19 protein-coding genes are annotated in these 24,374 nt (G+C 72.1%); 8 read left to right on the top strand and 11 right to left on the bottom strand.

Features of this window, described 5'->3' with window-relative positions; translation table 11 throughout:
• The first annotated feature begins 14 nt into the window (after positions 1-14).
• The 4 genes from IRQ30_RS06990 to IRQ30_RS06975 all read left to right on the top strand — a co-directional run bounded on the left by IRQ30_RS06990 (position 15) and on the right by IRQ30_RS06975 (position 4,747).
• Positions 15-1,451: a gamma-aminobutyraldehyde dehydrogenase gene (locus IRQ30_RS06990; RefSeq protein WP_193612241.1), complete on the top strand. Its 1,437-nt coding sequence runs from the start codon at positions 15-17 to the stop codon at positions 1,449-1,451.
• 1 nt (position 1,452) lies between these two features.
• The gene (locus IRQ30_RS06985; RefSeq protein ID WP_193612240.1) at positions 1,453-2,676 is read left to right on the top strand and encodes a saccharopine dehydrogenase C-terminal domain-containing protein; all 1,224 of its coding nucleotides are present in this window, start codon (positions 1,453-1,455) and stop codon (positions 2,674-2,676) included.
• Positions 2,677-2,771: 95 nt separating this feature from the next.
• On the top strand, positions 2,772-4,241 hold the full coding sequence (locus IRQ30_RS06980; protein WP_193612239.1) for an amidohydrolase family protein: 1,470 nt from the start codon (positions 2,772-2,774) through the stop codon (positions 4,239-4,241).
• 89 nt (positions 4,242-4,330) lie between these two features.
• Positions 4,331-4,747: a hypothetical protein gene (locus IRQ30_RS06975; RefSeq protein ID WP_193612238.1), complete on the top strand. Its 417-nt coding sequence runs from the start codon at positions 4,331-4,333 to the stop codon at positions 4,745-4,747.
• Between the two features lie 42 nt (positions 4,748-4,789).
• Here the strand turns inward: IRQ30_RS06975 and IRQ30_RS06970 are convergent, their stop codons facing one another.
• From IRQ30_RS06970 to IRQ30_RS06940, 7 genes are all read right to left on the bottom strand, one after another.
• Positions 4,790-6,529: an alpha/beta-hydrolase family protein gene (locus IRQ30_RS06970; protein WP_193612237.1), complete on the bottom strand. Its 1,740-nt coding sequence runs from the start codon at positions 6,527-6,529 to the stop codon at positions 4,790-4,792.
• Positions 6,530-6,538: 9 nt separating this feature from the next.
• Complete coding sequence (locus IRQ30_RS06965) at positions 6,539-7,105, bottom strand: DUF308 domain-containing protein (protein ID WP_193612236.1); 567 nt, start codon at positions 7,103-7,105, stop codon at positions 6,539-6,541.
• A 146-nt stretch (positions 7,106-7,251) separates the two neighbouring features.
• Positions 7,252-8,589: an amidohydrolase family protein gene (locus IRQ30_RS06960; RefSeq protein ID WP_193612235.1), complete on the bottom strand. Its 1,338-nt coding sequence runs from the start codon at positions 8,587-8,589 to the stop codon at positions 7,252-7,254.
• Positions 8,589-9,419: a class I SAM-dependent methyltransferase gene (locus IRQ30_RS06955; RefSeq protein WP_193612234.1), complete on the bottom strand. Its 831-nt coding sequence runs from the start codon at positions 9,417-9,419 to the stop codon at positions 8,589-8,591. Before IRQ30_RS06955 ends, IRQ30_RS06960 begins: the two co-directional genes overlap by 1 nt.
• Positions 9,420-9,455: 36 nt before the next feature.
• Positions 9,456-11,807, bottom strand: a complete 2,352-nt coding sequence (locus IRQ30_RS06950; RefSeq protein ID WP_193612233.1) for a transketolase-like TK C-terminal-containing protein — start codon at positions 11,805-11,807, stop codon at positions 9,456-9,458.
• A complete protein-coding gene (locus IRQ30_RS06945) occupies positions 11,807-12,820 on the bottom strand; it encodes a 1-aminocyclopropane-1-carboxylate deaminase (RefSeq protein ID WP_193608418.1) in 1,014 nt (337 codons plus the stop codon). The genes IRQ30_RS06950 and IRQ30_RS06945 overlap by 1 nt, the downstream gene beginning before the upstream one ends.
• Positions 12,821-12,894: 74 nt before the next feature.
• Positions 12,895-13,542: a GntR family transcriptional regulator gene (locus IRQ30_RS06940; protein ID WP_193612232.1), complete on the bottom strand. Its 648-nt coding sequence runs from the start codon at positions 13,540-13,542 to the stop codon at positions 12,895-12,897.
• A gap of 169 nt (positions 13,543-13,711) precedes the next feature.
• On the opposite strand from IRQ30_RS06940, the gene IRQ30_RS06935 reads away from it, so the two are divergent.
• On the top strand, positions 13,712-17,218 hold the full coding sequence (locus IRQ30_RS06935) for an ATP-binding cassette domain-containing protein (protein ID WP_193612231.1): 3,507 nt from the start codon (positions 13,712-13,714) through the stop codon (positions 17,216-17,218).
• 26 nt (positions 17,219-17,244) lie between these two features.
• Here the strand turns inward: IRQ30_RS06935 and IRQ30_RS06930 are convergent, their stop codons facing one another.
• Both IRQ30_RS06930 and IRQ30_RS06925 read right to left on the bottom strand, forming a co-directional pair.
• Positions 17,245-17,949 (bottom strand): RtcB family protein, encoded by a 705-nt coding sequence (locus tag IRQ30_RS06930; protein ID WP_193612345.1) that lies wholly within the window; start codon positions 17,947-17,949, stop codon positions 17,245-17,247.
• A gap of 563 nt (positions 17,950-18,512) precedes the next feature.
• A complete protein-coding gene (locus IRQ30_RS06925) occupies positions 18,513-20,321 on the bottom strand; it encodes an AAA family ATPase (RefSeq protein WP_193612230.1) in 1,809 nt (602 codons plus the stop codon).
• A 221-nt stretch (positions 20,322-20,542) separates the two neighbouring features.
• On the opposite strand from IRQ30_RS06925, the gene IRQ30_RS06920 reads away from it, so the two are divergent.
• Together IRQ30_RS06920 and IRQ30_RS06915 are read left to right on the top strand one after the other, a co-directional pair.
• The gene (locus IRQ30_RS06920; RefSeq protein ID WP_193612229.1) at positions 20,543-21,841 is read left to right on the top strand and encodes an HNH endonuclease; all 1,299 of its coding nucleotides are present in this window, start codon (positions 20,543-20,545) and stop codon (positions 21,839-21,841) included.
• Between the two features lie 43 nt (positions 21,842-21,884).
• Positions 21,885-22,259 (top strand): hotdog fold thioesterase, encoded by a 375-nt coding sequence (locus tag IRQ30_RS06915; RefSeq protein WP_193612228.1) that lies wholly within the window; start codon positions 21,885-21,887, stop codon positions 22,257-22,259.
• A 27-nt stretch (positions 22,260-22,286) separates the two neighbouring features.
• Here IRQ30_RS06915 and IRQ30_RS06910 read toward each other — a convergent pair whose 3' ends face one another.
• Positions 22,287-22,583, bottom strand: a complete 297-nt coding sequence (locus IRQ30_RS06910) for a DUF4193 domain-containing protein (RefSeq protein WP_193608409.1) — start codon at positions 22,581-22,583, stop codon at positions 22,287-22,289.
• Positions 22,584-22,738: 155 nt separating this feature from the next.
• On the opposite strand from IRQ30_RS06910, the gene IRQ30_RS06905 reads away from it, so the two are divergent.
• Positions 22,739-23,539 (top strand): nucleoside phosphorylase, encoded by an 801-nt coding sequence (locus IRQ30_RS06905; protein WP_338089601.1) that lies wholly within the window; start codon positions 22,739-22,741, stop codon positions 23,537-23,539.
• On the opposite strand, the gene IRQ30_RS06900 is transcribed toward IRQ30_RS06905, so the two are convergent.
• Positions 23,530-24,336 carry a hypothetical protein gene (locus IRQ30_RS06900; protein WP_193612227.1) on the bottom strand — a complete coding sequence of 269 codons (807 nt, stop codon included), beginning with the start codon at positions 24,334-24,336 and terminating at the stop codon, positions 23,530-23,532. The two genes, IRQ30_RS06905 and IRQ30_RS06900, sit on opposite strands and share 10 nt — an antisense overlap.
• Positions 24,337-24,374 lie beyond the last annotated feature (38 nt).

Raw genomic sequence — 24,374 nt, 5'->3', positions numbered from 1 at the left:
ACTAGGCTCCCCGCATGGCCGACCAGTCGTTCCGCAATGTCATCAACGGCGAGCTCGTCGACAGCGTCTCCGGGGAGACCTACGACATCGTCGACCCGACCACGGGGGAGGTCTACGCGCAGGCGCCCCGCTCGGGCGCCGAGGACGTCGACCGTGCCTATGCCGCTGCCGCCGAGGCGTTCCCCGGCTGGGGCGGCGCGACGCCGCAGGACCGCTCCAACGCGCTGCTGAGGATCGCCACCGCCATCGAGGAGCGGGTGGAGGAGATCAACGCCGTCGAGTGCAAGGACACCGGCAAGCCGCTGGGGCTGACCATGGACGAGGAGATGCCGTACGCCTCGGACCACTTCAAGTTCTTCGCCGGGGCCGCCCGCGTGCTCGAGGGCCGCTCGGCGGGCGAGTACATGGCCGACCACACCTCGTGGGTCCGCCGCGAGCCGGTCGGGGTGGTCGGCCAGGTGACGCCCTGGAACTACCCGCTGCTGATGATGATCTGGAAGATCGCGCCGGCCCTCGCCGGCGGCAACACGATCGTCCTCAAGCCCAGCGACACCACGCCCGCGAGCTCGACGCTGCTGGCCGAGCTGGCCCAGGAGTTCCTGCCGGCGGGCGTGCTCAACGTGGTCTGCGGCGACCGCGACACCGGGCGGCTGCTGGTCGAGCACCAGACCCCGCAGATGGTCGCGATCACCGGCTCGGTGCGCGCCGGCATGGAGGTCGCCGCCTCCGCGGCCAAGGACCTCAAGCGCGTCCACCTCGAGCTCGGTGGCAAGGCGCCCTGCATCGTCTTCGACGACGCCGACATCGCGAAGGCGGCCGAGGGCATCGCCGGCGCCGGCCTCTTCAACGGCGGCCAGGACTGCACCGCCGCCACCCGCGTGCTGGTCGCGCCGGGCATCCACGACGAGTTCGTCGCCGCGCTGGCCGAGGCCGCCCGCGGGATGAGGACCGGGATGCCCGACGCCGAGGACACCTACTACGGCCCGCTCAACAACGCCGACCAGCTCGCCCGCGTGAGCGGCATGGTCGACCGGCTGCCCGACCACGCGACGCTGCAGACAGGAGGCGCGCGCCAGGGCAGCGCGGGCTACTTCTACGAGCCGACCGTGGTCTCCGGCCTGCGGCAGGACGACGAGCAGGTCCAGCAAGAGATCTTCGGGCCGGTCATGACCGTGCAGAAGTTCACCGACGAGGCCGAGGCCCTGCGCTGGGCCAACGGCGTCGAGTACGGCCTGTCCTCGAGCGTCTGGACCCGCGACCACGCCCGGGCGATGCGGATGTCCAAGGGGCTGGACTTCGGCGTCGTGTGGATCAACACCCACATCCCCTTCATCTCCGAGATGCCGCACGGCGGCTTCAAGCACTCCGGCTACGGCAAGGACCTCTCCATGTACGGCCTCGAGGACTACACCCGCATCAAGCACGTGATGTCCTACATCGGTCAGGACTGACGTGCGGATCCTCCTGGTCGGCGCCGGCGGCGTCGGGGCGGCGTTCACCGCGATCGCCGCGCGGCGCGACTTCTTCGAGACGATCGTCATCGCCGACTACGACGAGGCGAAGGCGCAGCGCACCGCCGCCACCGACGGCCGCTACGTCGCCGCGCGCATCGACGCCTCCGACGCGGCCTCGGTGACGGCCCTGTGTCGCGAGCACCGCATCACCCACGTGATGAACGCCGTCGACCCGGTCTTCGACATGCCGGTGTTCGAGGGGGCCTTCGAGGCCGGCGCGGACTACCTCGACATGGCCATGTCGCTCTCCAAGCCGCATCCCGAGGCGCCGTACGAGCAGTGCGGCGTCAAGCTCGGCGACGAGCAGTTCGCGGTGGCCGACACCTGGGAGCGGGCCGGGCGCCTGGCGCTCGTGGGCATCGGCGTCGAGCCGGGGCTCTCCGACGTGTTCGCGCGCTACGCCGCCGACCACCTCTTCAGCGAGATCGACGAGCTCGGCACTCGCGACGGCGCCAACCTCGTCGTCACCGACGACGACGGCCACGAGGTCTTCGCGCCGTCGTTCTCGATGTGGACCACCATCGAGGAGTGCCTGAACCCGCCGGTGATCTGGGCGGGCGACGGCAAGGGCGGCGGCGACTGGCACACGACCGCGCCGTTCAGCGAGCCGGAGGTCTTCGACTTCCCCGAGGGCATCGGGCCGGTCGAGTGCGTCAACGTCGAGCACGAGGAGGTGCTCCTGATGCCGCGCTGGGTCGACTGCAAGCGCGCGACGTTCAAGTACGGCCTCGGCGACGAGTTCATCAACATCCTCAAGGTCCTGCACACCCTCGGCCTCGACAGCACCGAGAAGATCCGGGTCAAGGGCGTCGAGGTCAGCCCGCGTGACGTGGTCGCCGCCGTGCTGCCGGACCCCGCGACCGTCGGGCCGCGGATGAAGGGCAAGACCTGTGCAGGCCTGTGGGTGACCGGGAAGGGCAAGGACGGGCAGCCGCGGTCGACGTATCTCTACCACGTGGTCGACAACGAGGAGACGATGCGCGACTACGGTCACCAGTGCGTGGTCTGGCAGACCGCCATCAACCCCGTGGTCGCCCTCGAGCTCCTCGCCCGCGGCACCTGGAGCGGCGCCGGCGTGCTCGGCCCGGAGGCCTTCGACGCGGTGCCGTTCCTGGACCTGCTCACCGAGTACGGCAGCCCGTGGGGGATCCAGGAGATGTGAGCCGCCGCGGGGCTGTCCGTGGCGACAGAGCCGCGCCCGCTCGTTCGTCCGACCGGCCCGAGCGACGCCCCACGCGCCGGACCTAGGTTGGTGCGATGAGCACCCCCGTCCTGCTGACCGGTGGCACCGTCGTCGACCCCGAGGCCGCCACGGCGACCGTCCAGGACGTGCTGGTCCAGGACGGCCGGGTGGCCGCGCTCGGCGACCTGCAGCCGCCCGAGGGCGCCGTCGTGCTCGACGTGGCGGGCCTGGTCGTCGGGCCGGGCTTCATCGACCTGCACAGCCACGTGCACTCGGTCGCGGGCCAGCGGCTGCAGGCCTTCGACGGCGTGACGACGGCGCTCGACCTCGAGGCCGGCCTGATGCCGGTTGCGAGGGCCTACGCCGAGGCCGCCGCCGAGGGACGCCCGCTCCACTACGGCTTCGCCGCCTCCTGGGCCGGGGCCCGCGCGCAGGTCCTGCTGGGGATCCAGCCGGACGCGACGCTCGAGAGCAGCCTGGCGGTCCTGGGCAACCCCGGCTGGCAGCGGTCGTCGAGCCCGCGCGAGCTCGCCGACAGCCTGGGCCTGATGGAGCGCGAGATCGGCGAGGGCGCGCTCGGCATCGGCGTGCTGCTGGGCTACGCCCCGAGGATCGACCCGGCGGAGTACGTCGCGGTCGCCCGCCTGGCTGCGGCCGCGGGCGTCCCGACGTACACGCACGTGCGCGAGCTCGTCGAGGCCGACCCGACGACGCCGATCGACGGCTCCGAGGAGGTCGTGCGGGCGGCCGCCGAGACGGGCGCCGCTATGCACCACTGCCACGTCAACAGCACCTCGCGCCGCCACGTCGACCGGGTGCTGGCCATGCTCGAGCGCTCCCGCGCCGAGGGCTCGCGGGTCACCGTCGAGGCCTATCCCTACGGCGCCGGCAGCACCGCCGTCGGCGCGGCTTTCCTGGAGCCGTCGCTGCTGGGGCGCTGGGACATCGGACCCGCCAACATCGTCATGGTCGGCACCGGCGAGCGGATCCGCGACGAGCGACGCCTGCTCGAGCTGCGCGCGACCTCGCCGGGGGAGCCGTGCATCATCGAGTTCCTCGACGAGACGGACCCGCGCGACCTGGCCGTCCTGCGCCGCTCGATGGAGCACCCGGACGCGATGGTCGCCAGCGACGCCATGCCCGTCTCCTGGCCCGACGGCACCCACGAGACCCGCGAGTGGCCGCTGCCTCCGGGCGGCTCGACGCACCCGCGCACCGCGGGCACGTTCCTGCGCGCGCTGCGGATGATGGTGCGCGAGCACGGCTCGTGGAGCTGGCCGGAGGCGTTCCGTCGCTGCTCCTACCTGCCCGCCCAGGTGCTCGGCGAGACCACCGACGCCGTGCACGGCAAGGGCCGCCTCGCGGTCGGCGCCGACGCCGACCTGGTGGTGCTCGACCCCGAGCGGGTCACGGACCGGGCGACGTACTCCGACCCGACGCTGACCTCCGAGGGTGTGCGCCACCTGCTCGTCGACGGGCGGCTCGTCATCCGCGACGGCGAGCTCGACACGTCGGCGTACCCGGGAAGGCCGGTCCGCGCCTGAGGTCCTCACGAGGAGGTGGTTGCGCGCTATGCTCGGGTGGCTGAGGGGCGTTCGCACCGCGGGGGGACCAGCTCTCAGGGGAGAAGCCCGTGACGACCAAGTCCTTCGTTGCCAGGACGTCCTGCGGCGCCATGGTCCTCGCGTCGGCCGGGTGCCTCGTCGCCTGCGGCGAGGACAGCACCGACTCCGGGGGCTCGCCGTCCGCGAGTGAGTCGCCGCGACGCGGCAGCCGTCCCACCGCCGAGTTCTCCGCCCGGCTGAACGGGCCGTCGACCGCAGAGCCCGGGAGCGTCGTCATCCTCTCCGTGAGCAACGTCGGTCGGTTGCGGGACACCTACGAGCTGACCGTGCGACCGTCGGGCGACGGCAAGGCACGACCACGCCACCTCACCGTCGAGCCAGGGCGCACCGGCAAGTTCCGGGTGAAGGTGCGTCGGGTGCCGCTGACGGTGGCGGTGGAGGGCTCCGGCGCCGGTCCGGGCGCGGACGAGCTCACGATCGAGTGACGCTGCGGGACCCACGGGGAGGCAGGGGTGGGTGCAGGGGCGTCACGGGCGTCGGAGCATCTGGCGCAGCTCGTCGGTCATGTCCTCGGTCCAGCCGGCCGGTTGCAGGAGCTGGACCCACGCGGCGGCATGCTCCCCCGAGAAGTTGTGGCCGTGTCCGGGCTCGGTCGAGAAGGCCATGGCCAGGTCGGCGGAGACCTGGAAGAAGGTGACCAGGGGCGCCCAGTGCATGCTGCCGGGAACGTCCGCGCCGCGCTGCTCCTCGAGCCAGTCAGGACGCTGGAGCAGCAGGTCCGGACTCCACCAGGTGACGGGGTCCGACGCGTGCTGGAGGTACAGCACCCGGCTCCCCTCCCACGGGCGGCCGCTAGGCGGCGGGCTGCTCGCGCGCGTCGTGAGGCGGATCGTGCGCCCGTCCCGGTACACCGGCTCGATCTCCGGGGAGCCGGGGTCCCGCTCCTCCACCAGCTCGCTCCAGAGCTCGTTGAAGTTGGGTGGGCCGACGAAGAGCGCCCCCGTGGTGCGGTTGGCCAGGTCGAACTCGCCGCTGAACGCCTCCTCCGCCCCGAACGATCCGAGGCTCTCGCCGAAGACGTACAGGTCGGGTCGATCGGCCGCCGGGAGCTCTGTCCACCGGCGGTAGACGGCGTCGAAGAGCGAGCGACCGGCCTCGCGAGCACGGCGGGCGTCGACCATGAAGGAGACCCAGGAGGGCAGGTGGGAGTACTGCATCGACACGATCGCGGAGTCGCCGCCTGCCACGAACTCGAACCCGGACGCCGCGCTGGGCTCCACCCAGCCGGTTCCGGTCGTGGTCACGACCAGCAGGTGCTCTCGGTCGAACCCGCCCGCTCGCTCGAGGTCCTCCACGGCGAGCGCCGCGCGGGCCTCGGCGTCGTCGGCGCTCCCGAGTCCGGCGTACGCTCGGATCGGCTCCATCGCCGGAGCCCCCGTGACCTCCTCGATGTCATCGGGCGTCGGGCCCCCGGCGACGAACACGCGTCCCTCGCGGCCCATCGAGTCCCAGGGCACGAGAGAGTCCTCGCTGCCCGACCGGGCAGGGGACCGGGGCTGCTCGGCCCAGCCGGGAGTGGTGAGGTCGCGCACGGCGAAGGAGCGATCGAGGGCGCCCAGGGCTGCCTCCGCCAGGACGCCGCTGGCCGTCGTGACGGTGACGAGAACGACCGTGAGCACCCCGATGGCGCGCGCTGCGCGGGGCCCCGTCCAGCGCTGCAGCAAGGCGATGAGGCGCCTGGTGGCCGCGCGGATCCCCCGAGCGGTCGCCAGGACCAGCAGTGCCACGAGCGTCGCGACCGGGGGCACGAGCAGCACGTAGGTCACGGGGGTCGCCTGGCTCTCGGCGAGCCGGTGAGCGCCGTTCTGCCAGTGTGCCCCCAGCAGCAGCGCGCAGACGCTGAGCACCACGCCGCCCACCAGCAGCATCAGGTGCGCGGGGCGAGGCCAGGCCCGACGGGGGCGGTCGCGCAGCGCGCTCCAGCACCAGGAGGCGAGGACTCCGACGCCGTATCCCGCCGCGGCGGCGAACCCGCTGACGAGACCTTGGAACAGCGGCGGCCGGGGCAGCAGCGAGGGGGTCAGCGAGAGCCACACGAAGCCGAGCGCGCACGCGATCCCCGACGGCAGCAGGTGGAGGTGGCGGCGAAGGAACGCGGCGCGGGCCGAGAGCGCGAGGGGCCGAGCGCTCGGTTGCGGCGAGGGCGGCACCACGCGCCCCGTCGACGCGCTGCTGGTGTCCGGCGTCTCCTCGCCCAGGCTGGTCACGGCTACGCGTCAGGTCGGCATCGGATCGCGGGCCTCGGCGCGGTGCGTCGCCGGCGTGCGCCGCACCCAGACGGCGAGCCCGCACAGCACGATGCCCCAGACCAGGGCCGTGAGGCCGAGCACCAGGGCGATGCTCACCGCAGCCCGCCCGGGGTTGGCCATGAACAGGACGCCGAGGACGATGTCGATCACGCCGCTCGCTGCCAGTCCCCAGCGCGAGTCGCGGTCGTCGACGGCCGCGAGGGCCACCTCGAGCGCGCCGCGTGCCACCAGCCAGATGCCGAGGATCCAGGTGAGGCCGACCGCGGTGAGTCCGGGCCGGACGATCGCCAGGAAGGCCGCGGTGAAGGACACCAGGCCCGTCAGGACGAGCGTCCATCGCGGCGCCGGCTGCCGGGCCTTGAACGCCTGCGCGATGGCTCCCGCTCCGTCGACGAGGGCCCAGAGGCCCCACAGCAGCGCGAGTGCCAGGACCGTCTCGAGCGGAGCCGCCATGGCGACGACGCCGAAGACGATGCCCACGACGCCGCGCAGCGCCAGGTACTGCCAGTTGCGGGACAGGAGTGCCTGCGCCACCGCGAGCTCCCTTCCTCCGGCCGCGAGGGCGTCGCCCCGGCCGATGCCTCCGCACGCTACACCCCCCGATTCGCTTTCGGGAAGGACGATGTGCTAGTGCAGCGAGCGAGCACCGGACGGTGCGACGGCCTGGCGACGGCCGGCGCTCAGAAGTCGTCGAGGAGCCGGTCGATCTCGGGGAACTCCTCGACGACGGGACTGTCGATCACCCGACCGCGCACGAGGACCGCCGAGGGACGGGCGAGCGCCCTGATGTCGTCGAGCGGATCGGCGTCGGTGATCAGGAGGTCGGCGGCACGTCCCTCCTCGATCGCACCCGTGACCTGCTCGATGCCGAGGATGTGGGCGTTGCCCTGGGTCGCGGCATGGAGCGCGCGGGCTGGCGACAGACCGCCGTAGCGGATCAGGAAGTCCAGCTCTCGCCAGGTGTTGTAGTGGGTGACGAACGTGAGCGCGGAGTCGGTCCCCATGCCGAGCGGGATGTCGTTGTCGAGGCACTGGCGGATGCCCCGGAGCATGCCGTCGAGGACCCACTCTGCGTTGGCCCGAGCCACCGGGTTGGCACCGGTGATGCTCCGGTCGAGCTTCACCAGGGGCAGGCAGGCCATCAGGGTGGGGATCAGCGCGGAGAAGCCGCGCAGCGACTCCGGGTTGTGCTGGAAGAGGGCGATCGCCTCGTCCGAGAGCTCCGCTCCGTGCTCGATGGTGTCCACCCCGGCGCGCAGCGCGGACACGATCCCCTCCCCGCTCTGGGCGTGCGCCGCGACCAGGACCCCGGCCTCGTGGGCCTCGTGGCAGATGATGCGCATGTTCGCCTCGCTCATCTCGGGCCGGCCGGCGTAGCCGATCTCCTTGGCGTCGGTGACCCCTGCCGTGGCCGAGATCTTGATCGCCTTCACGCCGTGCTGCAGGTTGCGACGCACGTTCGTCCGGGTCGACTCGGCGTCGGTCGCCGTGAGTGCGATCTGGGGGGCTCCGTGGCCCCCGGGGATGGCCAGGAGCGGGCCCGACGCGATCAGTCGTGGACCGAGGTACTGCCCGCGCTCGATGGCCCCACCGACCTCGACCACCTCGTAGCCGGGGTCGCCGACGCTTCGGATCGTCGTGACGCCGGTGTTCATCTGGGTGATGGCCGCGCTCTTGGTGCGGCCCCTCAGGTAGCGACGACCCAGGGCGCTATGCAGGAAGGCGAGCGCCAGCCGCTCGACCCGGGGGCTCACCAGGAACGCCGGCAGCGGTCGGCCGTCGGAGAACAGGTGGGCGTGCGCATTGATGAGCCCGGGGAGCACGAACCGGTGCGTCGCATCGATCGTCCTCGTCCCGGGGGGCACGTCGATCTCATCGGTCGGGCCGACGGCGCTGATCAGGCCGTGCGCGTCGACCAGGACCGTGGTGCGGGGCCTGACGCTGCCCGCGAGGTCACCGGGGAGGAGGGTGGCATGGGTGATGGCGACCGGCTCGGCCACGGTTGTTCCCGACGTCATCACGGCAGTATCGGCCGACCTCCCGGGGGAGTCCAGGGAGCCTGGACGCGCGCCACGGGCCCGGGGCGGACGGCCGTCACCAGCCAGGCGCGGGCGTCGAACCACACGCCCTCGCCCGTGTCGTGGGCCTCCAGCACGTCGCGCAGCCGGTCGAGGGCGCGAGCCTGCTCCGCCTCGCCCTTGTCGGCGACGAGGTCGCGGGTCATCCCGAGCTGGGAGAGGGCCTCGAGCGCGGCGTCGGCATCGGCGCCGTAGTGGACGGGCTCGCGCACGTCGGTCAGCTCGACCGAGGTGAGCCCCGCGGCCTCGAGGAGCCCCGTCGTGACGGCCGGGTCGGCCAGCGAGAACGCCGCCCGGGTCAGCCCCGCCGGCTCCGGCAGCGGGTCGGAGCCCGCGAGCGCCCGCCGGACGGCTCCCGACCACTCCTGGTCCTCGTAGGCGGCCCAGACGAGCTGCACCAGACGTGACCCCGGCCGCAGCGACCGCGCGACGTTGCTGAACGCCGCGAGGGGGTCGTCGAAGAACATCGTGCCGAACCGGCTGATCGCCAGGCTGAAGCCCTCGGCGGCGAAGGGGTGCACCTGCACGTCGGCCTGCTCGAAGTGCACGTTGGCCACCCCCTCGTCGGCGGCCAGCCGGCGAGCCTCCTCGAGCATCGGGACCGACAGGTCCACGCCCAGCGCGCCGCCCGAGGGCGCCGACCTCGCGGCGTCCCGGGTGGTGAGCCCGGTGCCGCAGCCGATGTCGAGCACGTGGTCGTCCGGCTGCACGCCCGCGGCGGCACGCAGCCGGTCCTGGTAGCGGCTCAGCTCCGCGTCGTAGTCGAACATCACCGTCTCCTCGCGCTCGGTGGGGGAGACGCTAGGTCACCGACCCAGCGTGCCGAGCGCGGCGTCGACGATCGCGGCCGCGTCGATGCCGTGCAGGGCGTAGGCGTCCGCGAGGTCGCTGGACTGACCGAACTCGCGCACCCCCAGGCATCGGACGGGGTCGCCGCGCAGCGCCGCGAGGAACGCGAGCGTGTGCGGGTGCCCGTCGAGCACGGTGACCAGCGGAGTGCCGTGCTCGCGCGGGAAGAGCGCGTCCGCGATGTCGCTCGGCGGCGGACCGCTGGCAGCGGTCCGGCCGACCTCGCCGCGGGCCTGGAAGGAGCGGTAGACCAGGTCGGGGCTGGTCAGGCACACCACGCCGGCCGTGATCCCACGGTCCGCGAGGGTCTCGGCGGCGTCCAGCACCTCGGGCATGACCGCGCCCACGCCCACGAGCGTCACCTGCTCGGTGGCCGGGTCGAGGTCGGTGATCCGGTAGCCGCCGGCCACCGCGTGGCGACGTCGTCGCTCCAGGGCGGTGGCGTCCTCCGGAACGCGCGCCAGGAGTTGGTCGACGGGTCGGGTCGTGAGACGGACGTAGGCGGACGTGCCGGCCGGCACGCCGACGTGGCGGGCGGCCTCGAGCAGGCACCACTCGAGGTCCTGGGCGAAGGCCGGCTCCCAGGCGACGCAGCCCGGCTGCTCGAGACCGATGGACGGCGTGGTGATCGACTGGTGCGCCCCGCCCTCGGGCGCGAGCGTGACGCCGGAGGGCGTCCCGACCAGGATCGACTGGCCGCCGGCGTAGATGCCGTAGGACCAGGGCTCCAGGGCGCGCGCCACGAACGGGTCGTAGATGGTGGCGATCGGGATCAGCCGCTCGCCCCAGCGGCTCCAGGTCGCGCCGAGCTCGCCGAGCAGGCCGACGAGGTTGACCTCGGCGATGCCGAGCTCGATGTGCTGGCCGGTGGAGACCTCCGACCACCGCAGCACCCGCTCGGCGTCGTCGGCGAACCAGTCGCGGCGGTCCTCGACCGACCACACGCCGGTCTTGTTGATCCAGCCGCCGACGTTCGTCGAGGTCGCGACGTCGGGGCTGGTGGTGACCACCCGCGCCGCGGCCTCCGGTGCCGCGCGGCCGAAGTCGGTGAGGAACCGGCCGAACGCGGCCTGGGTGGAGATCGTGGAGCGGTAGCTGCGCCCGAACGTCCGCGGGATGTCCAGGGCCGGGCCCGCGACGACGGGGGGACGCGCCAGCTCCTCGGCGCGTCGTCGGCAGAGCTCGGCGGCGGGAGTCGTCGCCTCGAAGGTGCGCCACGGGTCGGCAGGGTCGGTGCCGCAGGCCGCGGCCAGCGAGCCCATCTGCTCCTCGCTCAGCAGCGCGGAGTGGTTGCCGGGGTGGCCCTCGGTGGGCAGCCCGCGGCCCTTGACCGTGTAGGCGAACACGACGGTGGGGCGGTGGTCGTCGACCTCGCGGTAGGTGTCCAGCAGGAGCCCCAGGTCGTGGCCGCCCAGGTCGCGGACGGCGCTCGCGAGCTCGGCGTCGGGGATCGAGCGGACCAGCGCCTCCAGGGCCGGGTCGGGTGCCTCGCCGACGACGCGGTCGGCCAGCTCGTCGAGGTCGGCGCGCAGCAGGCGCTGGTACTCCTCGTTGGGCATGGCCTCCAGGCGGCGGCGCAGAGCGGCTCCGCCCTCCCGCTCGAAGATCTCCGAGATGGTGCGTCCCCACTTCAAGGTGACGACCTGCCAGCCGGCCGCGGCGAACATGCCCTGCAGCCGGTCGATCTGCACGTCCGGCACCACGCGGTCCAGCGACTGCCGGTTGAGGTCCACGATCCACAGGAGCTCGCCCAGCTTGGCGGTCGACGGATCGGCGACCGCCTCCCAGATCGCGCCCTCGTCGAGCTCGGCGTCGCCGATCAGGCTGACGAACCGGCCGGCCACGGGCGTGGTGTCGAAGTGCGAGCGCACGTAGCGGTGCGACATCGCCGCCCACAGGGGCGCGGTGGCTCCGATGCCCACCGACCCCGTGGAGAAGTCCACGGTGTCGGGGTCCTTGAGGCGGCTCGGGTAGCTCTGCAGACCCCCGAGCTCGCGCAGGCGGGGGAGGTAGGACTCGTCGAGGTCGCCGAGCAGGTAGTTGATCGCGTGCAGCACCGGCGAGGCGTGCGGCTTCACCGACACCCGGTCGGTGTGGTCCAGCTCGGCGAACCACAGCGACACCATCACGTCGACCATCGAGGCGCTGGAGGCCTGGTGGCCCCCGACCTTGACGCCGCTGGTGTTGGGCCGCCCGGCGTTGGCGGCGTCGACGATCGCCGTCGCCAGCCAGAGCACCCGGGTGGAGATCTCCCGCAGCGCGGCCGCGTCGGGCCGGGTGGCGGTCGCCGGGCTCGTCGTCGCCGTCATCAGAAGATGCCGGAGTACGCGTTCAGGGCGGGCTGCCCGCCGAGGTGGGCGTAGAGCACGTTCGAGGACGCAGGGATCTCGCCGCTGCGGACCAGGTCGACCAGGCCGGCCATCGACTTCCCCTCGTAGACCGGGTCGATGATCATGCCCTCGAGCTCGCCGCTGAGGCGGATGGCGTCGATCGTGGACTGCACGGGGATGCCGTAGACGTCGCCGGCCCAGCCCTCGAGCACGGTGATCTCGTCGTCGCGCAGGTCGCGGCCCAGCTCGATCAGGTCGGCGGTGTGGCGGGCGATCCGCTCCACCTGCGCCCGGGTCTTCTCCAGCGTCGCCGAGGCGTCGATGCCGATGACGCGGCGCGGACGCTCCAGGCCGGCGAAGCCGGCGATCATGCCGGCATGCGTGGAGCCCGTGACGGTGCAGACCACGATGGTGTCGAAGAAGACGCCGAGCTCGGCCTCCTGCTGCTCGACCTCACGGGCCCAGTTGGCGAAGCCCAGACCGCCGAGCCGGTGCTCGGAGGCACCCGCCGGGATGCCGTACGGCGTACCGCCGGCGGCGCGCACGTCCTCGAGCGCCTGCTCCCACGACGAGCGGATGCCGATGTCGAAGCCGCTCTGGTCCAGGCGCACGTCGGCGCCCATGATCCGCGAGAGCAGGATGTTGCCGACCTTGTCGTTGACGGCGTCGGGCCAGTCGACCCACTTCTCCTGCACGAGGCGGGCCTTCATGCCGATCTTGGCGGCCACGGCCGCGACCTGGCGGGTGTGGTTGGACTGGAAGCCGCCGATCGAGACGAGCGTGTCGGCGCCGCTGGCGATCGCGTCGGGGACGATGTACTCGAGCTTGCGGGTCTTGTTGCCGCCGTAGGCGAGGCCGGAGTTGCAGTCCTCGCGCTTGGCCCAGACCTGGGCGCCGCCGAGGTGCTGGGTCAGCCGGTCGAGCCGGTGGACCGGGCTGGGTCCGAACAGCAGCGGGTAGCGGTCGAACTTGTCGAGGCCTGCGAGCGACATGGTGGTCCTTCGGGTCGGGTGCGGTGCAGTGAGGTGCCGTGCGGTGGACGGGTGGTGCGGGGAGGTCGGGGGAGTCAGCCGGCCGGGGGGACGAGCGTCAGCCAGTTGGCGCGGGTCTCGCGCGCGGCCGCCTCGGCGTCGCCCCTGCGGGCGTGCTCGACGATCGTGCGGTGCTGGGCCACCGACGCGCGGCCGGCGAGGGTCGCGAAGCGCACGCGCTCCATGCGGCGCAGCAGCGGGGTCACGTCGTCGAGGACGGAGATGACCGTGCGGTTGGCGCAGAGCTCGACGAGGACGCCGTGGAAGTCGTCGTCGGCGGCGATGGCGGCCTCGACGTCGGCGCGGCGCAGGGCGTCGGCGAACGCGTCGTTGGCGGCCTCCATGCGGGCGAGGTCGGGCTCCTTGAGCAGCGGCACGGCCTCGCGGGCGGCCAGCTCGTGCAGGCTGGCGGCCACGACCTGGGCCTCGACGGCGGCGCGGACGTCGAGCGGGCTCACGATGGTGGAGCTGCCGGGGCGCACCTGCACGAGGCCGATCTGCTCCAGGCGCGAGAGGGCCTCGCGCACCGGGGTCCGGCTGACGCCGAGCCAGGAGCAGAGCTCGGCGTCGACCAGGCGCTCACCGGGCTCCAGCGTGCCGTCGACGATCGCGGTGCGCAGCGTCGTGAACACGCGCTCGCGCAGCAGGGTGCGCGGCGGCGGGGTGGTGGCGGGGACGGGCATGCGGCGACCATATGCGATATTTCGCATTTCGGCCACCGTCAGTGACCGTGGTGGGAGGTCCACCGTGCGGCGGGACCTGCGTCGGCACGGTGCGGCTCGACATGGGGGCCGCCGCCCGGCCCGATATCGGGGCGACGCCGGGGGGCGCCGACCCGTAGCGTCGTACCCGATGACCACGACCCTCGTCACCGAGCGCCCCCTGAGCACGCCGACCGACCGCGCGCCGGGCTCCGGCAGCCCCGTCGACTGGCGACGCCTGCGCGGACCGGTTGCCGTGGTCGCGCTGGTCGCCTGCGGCGTCGCCGCGGTCGGCACGTCCCTCGGCTCGCTCGTGGCCGGCATGCTCGCCGAGGAGGCGTCGAGCCGGCTCATCGGCGTCCTGGCCCTCTGCGTGGTGGGCGCCGCCGTGCTCGACACCGCCGCGCGCACGCTGTGGGCCGGCGTCATCGACCGCGCCGAGGGACGACTGCGTGCCGACCTGCTCGACGCCGCGATGCACCAGCCCCTGTCGGCGCTCACCGAGCAGGCCGTGGGGGAGGTGCTCGACCGGATCGACGACGACACCCACGAGGTCGGCACCCTGCTGCGCCAGAGCGCCTGGATGGCGATCCGCACGACGCTGGGCGCCGGGCCGCTGTGGATCGTCGCGGGCGTGACCTGGTGGCCGGCCTTCTTCCTCTTCCCGGTCACCGGGTGGGCCGCGCTGGCCGTCGTCCGCCCCCTGCTGCCCGAGATCTCGAGGCGCAAGGTCGTCGAGGAGGCCGCCTGGACCGACCACGCCGCCGCGCTCGAGGAGGGCATCGCGGGTCGCGACGACCTGCGCGCCAGCGGGGGCCAGGCCCACGTGCTGCGTCGGTGCACCGAGCTGGCCGCGCGCGTGCACGAGCTCTTCGACGTCGTCCTGCGCCTCGAGGCCACGGTCACCCGACGCACCGGCACGATGCTGCACGCCGTGCTGGCCGCCACCGCCGTGCTCGGGGTCGCCCTGGTCACCACCGACCACCTCGGCACCGCCGAGCTCGTCACCCTGTTCCTGGTCACGACGATGTTCGTCGGGCAGGTCGACCAGCTCGCCCGCCACCTGCCCGACCTCCAGGCCGGCTTCGGTGCGGTGCTCCGCCTGCGCGACCTGCTCGGCGCCGAGCGCGAGCCCGAGGGCGGCGCGCCCGTGCCCGGCAGCCGCCTCGACGTCCACTTCTCGGGCCTGCACTTCGCCTACGCCGAGGGACGCTTCGCCCTGCAGGACGTCGAGCTCGCCGTGCCGGCCGGCACCACCTGCGCCCTGGTGGGGCGCACCGGCTCCGGCAAGTCGACGCTGGCCGCCCTGCTGTCGCGGGCGGTCGAGCCCGAGCGCGGCACCGTGCTCCTCGGCGGCGTGGACGTCCTCGACCTCGAGCTGCAGTCGCTCCGCTCGGCCGTCGGCGTCGTCACCCAGCGCACCGAGATCCTCGCCGGCACGCTCGCCGAGAACATCGCCCTCTTCGAGGACCTGTCGCGCGAGCGCATCACGGCCGCCGTCGTCGAGCTCGGCCTCGACGACTGGGTCGCCGGGCTGACCGACGGCCTCGACACCCTCCTCGGCCCCGGCGGCACGACGCTGTCGGCGGGGGAGGAGCAGCTCGTCGCGTTCGCCCGGCTGCTGGTGCGCGACGTCAGCGTCGTCGTGCTCGACGAGGCCACCGCCCGCATGGACCCCGTCACCGAGGCCGCGGTCGTCCGGGCCGCCGACCGGCTGCTCTCGGGCCGCACCGGCCTGCTCGTCGCCCACCGGCTCTCCACCACCGAGCGCGCCGACCAGGTCGCGGTGCTCGACGGCGGCCGCGTGGTGCAGCGCGGAGCTCGCGCCGAGCTCGCCACGACGCCCGGCCCCTTCCGCACGCTGCTGCGCGCCTCCGCCGACGACGACCGGGCCGCGCCCGTGGCGCCGTCCTCCAGCCAGGTCGGCACGGCCCGGCGGGTGGGGGAGGCGCCGCCGCAGCCCGAGATGGAGCCGGTGCCGAGCCTCACGCGCGCCACGTGGTCGGCGCTCGTCGTCGAGCCGCAGTGGGGCGCCCTGAGCGTCTTCATCTTCCTGGCCTCCGCCCTGTGCGGCGCCTTCGGCGCGGTCACCGGCTGGATCTGGGGACACCTCGTCGTCGCCCTCCAGCGCGGCGAGACGCCGACGATGCTGACCCTCTACGTCGTGGTGTCGCTGGTGGCCTCCCCGCTGCTGCTCGCCGAGGCGATCCGGCTCTACCCGCGCTGGTGGATCGCGGTCATGCTGCGCGTGCGCATGGCCGTCCTGGCCGGGCAGACCGACCAGCGGCGGCTGCGCCGCACCCCTCCCGGCGAGGTCGTCGCGCGCACCATGGACGCCGACCGCATCGCGCGCTACGCCGACCGGTGGGTCGACTTCGTCAACGGCCTCGCCATCGCCGCCGTCACCGCCGTCCTGGCCCGGAGCTGGCTCGCCGGCGGCGTGCTCCTCGCCGTGATGGTGGCCTCCGCCCTGGCCTCGTCGCTGGGCCGTCCTCTCGCGGGGCGGTCGGCCGCCGCGTCGGCCGCGGCGCGTGCCGGCTTCGGGCGCTCGCTGGTCTCGGCGCTCGACTCGGTGCGCACCGTCAAGCTGGCCGCCTCCACCCCGAGCGTCCACCGCCACCTGCGCGAGGTCGACGGCGGACGGGTCGACGCCGCGGTGCGCGAGCACCGCGTCCAGGCGCTCCTCGACGGCGTCCCCATCGTCATGGTGCAGTGCGGCGTCGTCGCCGCCTGGGGCGTCATGGTGGCCGGCGGCTGGGGCCTCGCCACGGCGCTGCTCGTGGCCGGGGCCGTCAACGGCTTCGACTGGTTCGGGCGGGTCGCCGGGTCGGTCGTGACCGAGGCGCCGGGCACCCGCGCCTGGATGCAGACCACCAGCCGGCTCGCGGGCGGTGGCGACCTGATGCACCTGCCCGCCGGCGTCGACCTGGTGCACGGCACCTCACCGGCCCCGCCGCCCGACCACCGCGACCCGCTGCGCACCCTCGAGCTGGTCGGCCTCTCCGCAGTCCACGACGACGGCACGATCGGCGTCAGCGACGTCGACCTCACGGTCGGTGCCCAGGAGCTGGTGCTGCTGCTCGGTCAGGTGGGCTCGGGCAAGTCCAGCCTGCTGTCGACGCTCGCCGGACTGGTCACCAGCACCGGCGAGATCCGGTGGAACGGCGTGCGCGTCGACGACCCCGAGACCTTCCTGCGACCGGGCCGCGTCGCCCACGTCGCCCAGGTCCCGCGGGTCCTGTCCGGCACCTTCGCCGACAACGTCCGCCTCGACCACCCCGACCGGGAGGTCCTGCCGGCGCTCGAGGCGTCGCGGATGATGCCCGACGTCGAGGCCGCGGGCGGACCCGACTCGCTCGTCGGCCACCGCGGCGTCCGCCTCTCGGGCGGTCAGGTCCAGCGCCTCGCTCTCGCCCGCGGGCTGGCGGCCGACTCCCAGCTGCTGCTCGCCGACGACGTGTCGTCAGCGCTCGACGCCGCCACCGAGATCGAGCTCTGGGCGGCCCTGCGCGAGCGCGGCGCCACGGTCATCAGCGCCACCAGCAAGCGCGCCGCCCTGGCGCAGGCCGACCGGGTCGTCGTGCTCACCGAGGGTCGCGTCGCCGCCGTCGGGCCGTGGACCGAGCTCGCCCCGCGCTGGGGGCACCTGGCGGGGTAGCGCCGGGCCGCCAGGTGCCACCTTCGCTAGTCGCCCTTGACGTTGACGATCTGGCGCAGGGTGCGGTCGACGCTCACGAGGTCGGCGGCGTCCTGCATCACGACGTCGATGTCCTTGTAGGCGTCCGGGTGCTCGTCGAGGAAGGCGTCCGAGCGACCCCACTCGATCCCACTCATCCGCGAGTCGAGGTCGGCACGGGTGAACGCGCGCCGCGCGGCCGTGCGGGAGCGGCTCCGGCCCGCGCCGTGGGGCGCGGAGTCCAGTGCCAGCGGGTTGCCCTTGCCGGTCACGACGTACGACGCCGCGCCCATCGAGCCCGGGATCAGACCACGCACCCCTGCCGCAGCGTCGATCGCGCCCTTCCGCGACAGCCACACCTGCTTGCCGAAGTGCGTCTCCTGCACGGTGTAGTTGTGGTGGCAGTTGATCTCCTCCACCTGCTCGACCGGACCCGCCCACGACTCGACGCAGTCGACGACCCGGAGCATCATCTCCTCGCGGTTGAGGAGCGCGAACCGCTGAGCCCACCGCAGTGCCTCGAGGTAGGCCCAGAACTCCGGCTCGCCCTCGACGAGGTAGGCGAGGTCCTTGTCCGGCAGGCTGATCCAGCGCTCCTCGCACTGCCGCTGGGCGACCCGGATGTGCTTCATCGCGAGCTTGTTGCCCACCCCGCGCGAGCCTGAGTGCAGGAAGAGCCACACGTGGTCGTCCTCGTCGAGGCTGACCTCGATGAAGTGGTATCTAGCGGTTCGAGGACGTCAACCACACCCGGACTGTCAACCGACCCGAAGGTCCATAGGAAACGTTCGGCGGCCTCGACTTAGGGTTTGTGACGGTCGGACCGAGCGGTCTGGGCCCTCGTCCGCATCGGTGTGCCTCGATGGTCCGTGTGAGCAAGAGACGACCATTTACCTTTCAAACGGGCCCTGGCATGGGTCGCCTGAATAAAGGTGAAATAGTGCTAGCGCCATCACCCCGTGGTTCAGGTGAACCGGCACTGGTCGGCGAGTTCGAGGTAAGGCGTCGCGTCGCTCCCTGGACAGTAGCGACCCTGCTGCACATGCTCGCATCAGAACTGGCGGTCGCACACCGGTAAGAAGGTGCAGGCCATCTTGATCGAGTTGGCGCGGGGTCGCCCGCAAATGGGCAGCCGGAGAAGTCGAGCGAGATCTGGGTTGACTAATCGTAGAGCGACCCAGGGCGGCACGGCGAGGGCCACCGAGGTCGCGCAATATCCCACGCCGCAGCCCTGCCGCCTTGCCTAAGAAGACCCTCGCTTATTCTCGTCCACCTATCAATGTTCCAGTGGCGGGGCCGAAGAACGGGCCTCGGGTCCGTTGGCGGTGTATACAAAATTGACGAGTTCGTGCAGACGCGCTTTCAGGTCGAGACGATCTAAGTGTGCGACCGTCAGCCGCGGTTCTACTGCTCGGGCGATGGCAATTTTATCGAAGGCTGGTTCGTCCTTGAACCCTTTGAGGGGGTTGTCCCACTGCTCGTCCATACCGGTGATGGACCGACCGGGATGCACTTCTTCGACGGCGGCAGCGAGGACATCACGAGGTACGTAGTTCTCGACGGTGTAGCCCTTTGTCACCCAGGCCATTCCTGGCGAGTCTGCCTCGGCCTCGAACTCTTGCTGGATGCGTTGCTTCGTTGCGTTGATCCGTCTTCGCGGGCCAGTTCGGTCTGAATCGATGACGACTGCGCTAGAACGGCTTAACTTCCGCAGGTCGATGAAGTCTTGCAACGCTTCAGCGTCCACCGTCAGGTGAGAGAGGAGTTTTCCTCCGTAGAACATGATCGAGTAGTCGATGCCCTCAGCCAGCGAACGGTCGATCAGTTCCATCCAGCGTCTGATGTAGACGCGGTCCGACGGTCCTTCGACCCAGATGATGCAATTCGCTTGCAACAGGTCTGAGGGGCGGTATCCGAGGTCGTGACAGATGGCGACTAGTTCGTGGGGCTTTCGCGCGGGGCGGACGCTGGTGCCAGTGCCCGTCAGTCGCAGGTGGTAGGTCATCGCTCTTGCGTCGTCGAGCAGGTGAGATGAGTGGGTAGCGATGACGTATTGGTTGTCAGTCTCGTCGGTGAGGTAGCGGACCAACTTCTTCTGCAACAGGGGGTGCAAGTTGGTCTCGGGCTCTTCGATGCAGACGAGGGTCCTCTGCAGGACCGTCGCTGCTGAAGCCAGGACGATCACCTGTTCGATGCCGCTACCAAGGTTGGACAAGGGCAGAACACGACTCGGCGTTTCGACCTGGATGGTCGCTGCGTCGTGCGGAATGTTGATGCGGGCAGTGCTATCGCTCAGCACGACTTGGATGAAGCGGTTGATGGCATCCCAGCGAGTGCGCGCCTCCTGCCAGGAGGAGTGCGGTGGGTTCTGTAGTTTCGATAGCGCGTTGATGACTCCCCGTCCGGACAGCCAGCTCAGGTCGCCCTCCGGGTCACCTTCGATGAGTTCCACTCGACGGGAGGCCACGATTGTGGCAACCGGAGGAAGATTCTCGTACCCGCCGAGGCTTGAAAGGAGGCGACGCATCACGTCGTCGGGGTCGATGGGTCCACCTCCGATGGCATTGAGAACGGACCGGAAGTCGACGGCCCAGTTCGGTAGGTAGGAGATGGCCTCTTCGACGCGCGAGGCCGGTATCACGAACTGGTTGCCGTCGAGCTCAAAGATCGACCAGTAGGTGTCTCCATTGGCTAAGCGGCCCATCAGGTACTCCGGGTAGACCTGTACTCCGTTGCTGGGCTGAGGGGGTCTGCGCAGTTTTGCGACGTACTCGACGGCCTTGGTCGCGTCGAGTGCCACGCCCACGACGTGGTGCGAACGTTCTAGGAACCCGTTCGGCACATCGAGACCTTCAATGGAAACTGGCGAGGGGCGCTGCTGATGTCGCCCACCTTTGAGGTGCGGCAGCACGTGCTGGAGGTAGTGGAGCACGTTCGACTTGCCAGAATTGTTGATTCCGGCCAGCACTGTGACCTTGTTTCGCAGGTCGAGGGGTTGCCACCCAGCAGCGAAGGAGCGATACCCGGAGAACCCGATTCCCCTGATCAGCGGGGCCCACTCGTCGGATTCGCCAACCAAGTCCATAAGCCGACGCTAGTGCACGGGATCTCTCGTCGGGCCTGAGCGGAGCGACTGGCTCCCCACGCGTTAGTAGAACGTCGTGCAAACAAGGCGGCATACGCGTCTGCAGAACTCGCGCACAACCCTGCGGCACGAGCGGTTGTCGGTCAACGAGATTACCCGTCGTCCACAGGAGGGACGCCGGCGCTGGACGGGTGTCGGCGGCCGAGACTAGAATCGAACACATGTTCGACTTGCTCATGCGACAGGCCCGGGAGGCGCGGTCCGCGCTCGCGGTCGGCACGAGCGAGTTGAGCGATGCCGAGCGGGTCGATCTCCTGCGTGAGCTGGAGGACCTGAAGTGCGCGGCGTCGGCTGCGCAGGCGGTGCTGGCCGTCGACCTGGAGGCCTCGCAGCGTGCGGCGCAGGTCGAGGCCGGTGTGCGTGCTGGTCGGGCGGGAGAGGGCATCGCGGAGCAGATCGGTCTGGCGCGTCGCGAGTCGCCCCACAAGGCGGCGCGGCTGCTGGGCCTGGGGAAGGTCCTGACTGCCGAGATGCCGCACACGCTGCGTCTGATGCAGGAGGGCCGGCTGTCGGAGTGGCGGGCCACGATCCTGGCCCGCGAGACCGCATGCCTGTCGCTGCAGCACCGCGCCGAGGTCGACGCCCGGCTGTGTGCGGGTGGCGAGGCCGAAACGATGAGCGACCTGGGTCTGACCCGCGCGGCGAAGAGGCTGGCGTGTGAGCTGGACCCCGCCGGGGTGGCCGAGCGGGCCCGTCGTGCGGAGGCCGAGCGGCACGTCTCGCTGCGCCCGGCGCCGGACACGATGTGCTGGATCCGGGTCCTGCTCCCGGTCAAGCAGGCGGTGCGGGTCTACGCGGTCCTGCTCACGATCGCCAAGACCGCCCGCTCCCAGGGCGACCCGCGCTCCCAGGGCCAGCTCATGGCCGACGCCCTGGTCGAGCGCGTCACCGGGGAGTCCACGACGGCGGCACCGAAGGTCGAGGTCAAGCTCGTCATGAGCGACAGCTCCTTCTTCGGCACCTCCCAGGACGCTGCTCACGTCGAGGGCCACGGCCCGATGCCGGCGCCGTGGGCGCGGGCGTTCGTCAAGGAGGCCGCCGCACAGGCCCGGCTGTGGGTCCGACGGCTCTACGTGGTGCCGAGCACCGGTGAGCTGGTCGCGATGGACTCTCGTGCGCGGTGTGCTCCGGCCGGGCTGGCCGACTTCGTGGCCACGCGTGACCTGGGACTGTGCCGGACCCCGTGGTGTGGTGCCCCGATCCGCGAGTCCGACCACGTGCAGGCCTACGAGGACGGCGGCGCGACCGCGTCGTTCAACCTCCAGGGCCTGTGCCGGCGCTGCAACCTCGCCAAGCAGGCACCCGGCTGGCGCGCGGCCCAGGTCGTCACGACCCGGCGGCACGAGGTCGAGACCACCACGCCGACCGGTCACCGACATCGGTCGCGGTCACCGGCCCCGCCCGGCCATCTCGACGTCTACCACCACGGCGACCGACTCGTGCTCGAGCTCATCGCCTGACCTCCGGCCGCGTGCGCGCCTCGGCCGTGGGTACCGAGCGCGCGTGACCCACAGCGATCCCGGCTTCACCGCCCTCGTCGGCGCACCCGCCCCCACGACCCAGGACGGTGAGGCGCGCCTGGAGATGGAGGTCGACGACCACCACCTCAACCCGGCCGGCGCCGTGCACGGGGGGCTCCTGGCCACCCTGGTCGACACGACCATGGGGGCGGCGGTCCGCAGCGTCGCGGACGGCGAGGGGGCGGCGACCAGCCAGCTCTCGGTGACCTACCTGCGCCCCGGCAGACCGGGGCGGCTGGTCGTCACCGCGTCGGTGCGCAAGCGCGGGGAGAGCCTCACGGTGTGCGAGGCCGACGTGGAGCAGGACGGGAAGTCCCTGGTGCACGCCCTGGCGACGTTCGCGCTCGTCGAGGGCTGAGCCCTCCCGCTCGCGACGCCCGGTGCGTCACGCGCAGTCGCGGCACAGGTCGGTGCCGGGGGACTCCCGGCGCGACCCGTGCTGCACGAGGTAGCACCCGGTGCAGGTGAACTCGTCGGCCTGCTCCGGAGTGACCTCCACCGACAGGGTCTCGTGGGAGAGGTCGGCGCCGGGGAGCTCGTAGGACTCGGCGGCGACCGCCTCGTCCTCGTCCACGGTCCCCGAGGTCTTGTCCTGCTCCCCGGACGTCAGGCGTCGAGCCTCCAGGCTCTCCTCCTTCTGCTCGTCCTCGGTCTTGCGTGATGCGTCGTAGTCGGTGGCCATGCGGGTCCTCTCGAGTGGAGCGCGAACTGTAGTCCCGGTCCTCGGCGCGCGCTTCATCACCCGTGCTCACCACGCCGGTACGCCGCCTGCCCGTGGTCCAATCAGCACCGAACGGCACCGATCAGCACGTGCGGCACGATCGTCTGGAGGGACGCGTGGATCACCTGGAGGACGCGGCGGGCAGGCGCCCCGACATCCCGCTCGGCGAGCACGACCCGGCACCCCGAGCGTTCATCGAGCCCTCCGCGCACGTCGTGCGGCGCGACGTGCCCGAGGCGTGCGTCATCACCTTCTTCGGCGACGTGGTCGACCGTCTCGTCGAACGTCGCGGGGCGCGGGTCCTGGCCCAGAACCGCTGGGAGGACGGGCCGCACCCCCTGCTGGAGGTCGAGCACGAGGGCCGACGGCTGGCCGTGCTGCGCTGCGGTGTCGGCGCGCCCCTCGCCGCGGGACTCCTGGAGGAGGTCATCGCCACCGGCTGCCGCTACTTCGTCGTCTGCGGGGGCGCCGGCAGCCTCCACGGGGAGCTGACCCTGGGCCACGTCGTGGTCGTGTCGGCAGCCCTCCGGGACGAGGGCACCTCGTTCCACTACCTGCCTCCCGCGCGCTGGGTCGAGGCCGACCCCGACGCGCGGCGCACGCTCGAGGCGGTCCTGGAGAGCCGGTCCGTGCCGTTCGTCTCAGGCCCGACGTGGACCACGGATGCGCCGTACCGCGAGACCGCCGGCAAGGTCGCGGCGCGGCGTGACGAGGGGTGCCTCACCGTCGAGATGGAGGCTTCGGCGCTGGCGGCGGTTGCGCGGTTCCGCGGCGTCTCGCTCGCCCAGGTGCTCTACTGCGGGGACGACCTGTCCGGGTCCGAGTGGGACCACCGCTCGTGGCAGAGCGTCGCCGACGTCCGCGACGACCTCTTCGACCTGGCCGCCACGGCTGCCCTGGCCCTCGCTCAGACGTGACCGCTGAGCTGTGCCAGACGGGTGGCGAGTGCGTCCACCATCGCGCCCGCCTTCTTGGCCGGGACGGCCGAGCCGCGGTCGCCGCCCTGGCTGGAGACCGGGAGCACGTCGACTGACAGCTTGGCGCCGCCCGCCAGCGCCCGCAGCTCGTCGACCTTGTCGCCGAACGGTGAGCCGCTGCCGGGGGAGTAGTACTCCACGACCTCGTCGAGCTCGTCCACGAACAGGTCGGCCTTCGTCACGGCGATGACGAGCCAGACCGGCCTGTCGCGACGCACGGCCATCGAGGCGATCCGGTGCGCGGTGATCGCCCAGTCGTCGAGCTCGGCGGCGAGCTGCTGCTCGCGGGTGGCCGTGGCCGCGCCGGTGGTGCCCGCCGTACGACGCGGGGTGGCGTAGCCGTTGGCGACGACGTGGATGACCCCGTCGACCGGCTCGTCGTGGAACACCTCGTCGAGGGCGCCGAGCCGGGTCGCCGCGTTGTCGCCCGGCACCACCAGGAACCGGAAGCCCTGCAGCCGGCGGGAGCGGCGGGTGCGTCGCTCCATCACGGCCGAGCCGACCTCGGCCACGCCCTCCCCGCCCGTGCGGCGTGCGAGGCGGTCGGCGAGCTGGCTCTTGCCTACCCCGGTCATGCCGGTGACGGCGACGGTCGGGAAGCGCCGACGCAGCAGGCGCCCCATCCGCTCGGGCGCCGAGGCCAGGCCGGTGATCACGCCGCCGGCGAGCGTGGCGCCGAGGGCGGTGCGACCCGGACCGGGCAGGATCGTCCGGAGACGGGCTGCGGGGTGGGGCACGGTGCCTCCTGGCGGTGCTGGCGATGGACGGGCGTGCC

This window comes from Nocardioides lijunqiniae, assembly GCF_015024225.1.
Lineage (GTDB): Bacteria > Actinomycetota > Actinomycetes > Propionibacteriales > Nocardioidaceae > Nocardioides > Nocardioides lijunqiniae.
This window is presented reverse-complemented; position numbering and strand designations above follow the sequence as displayed.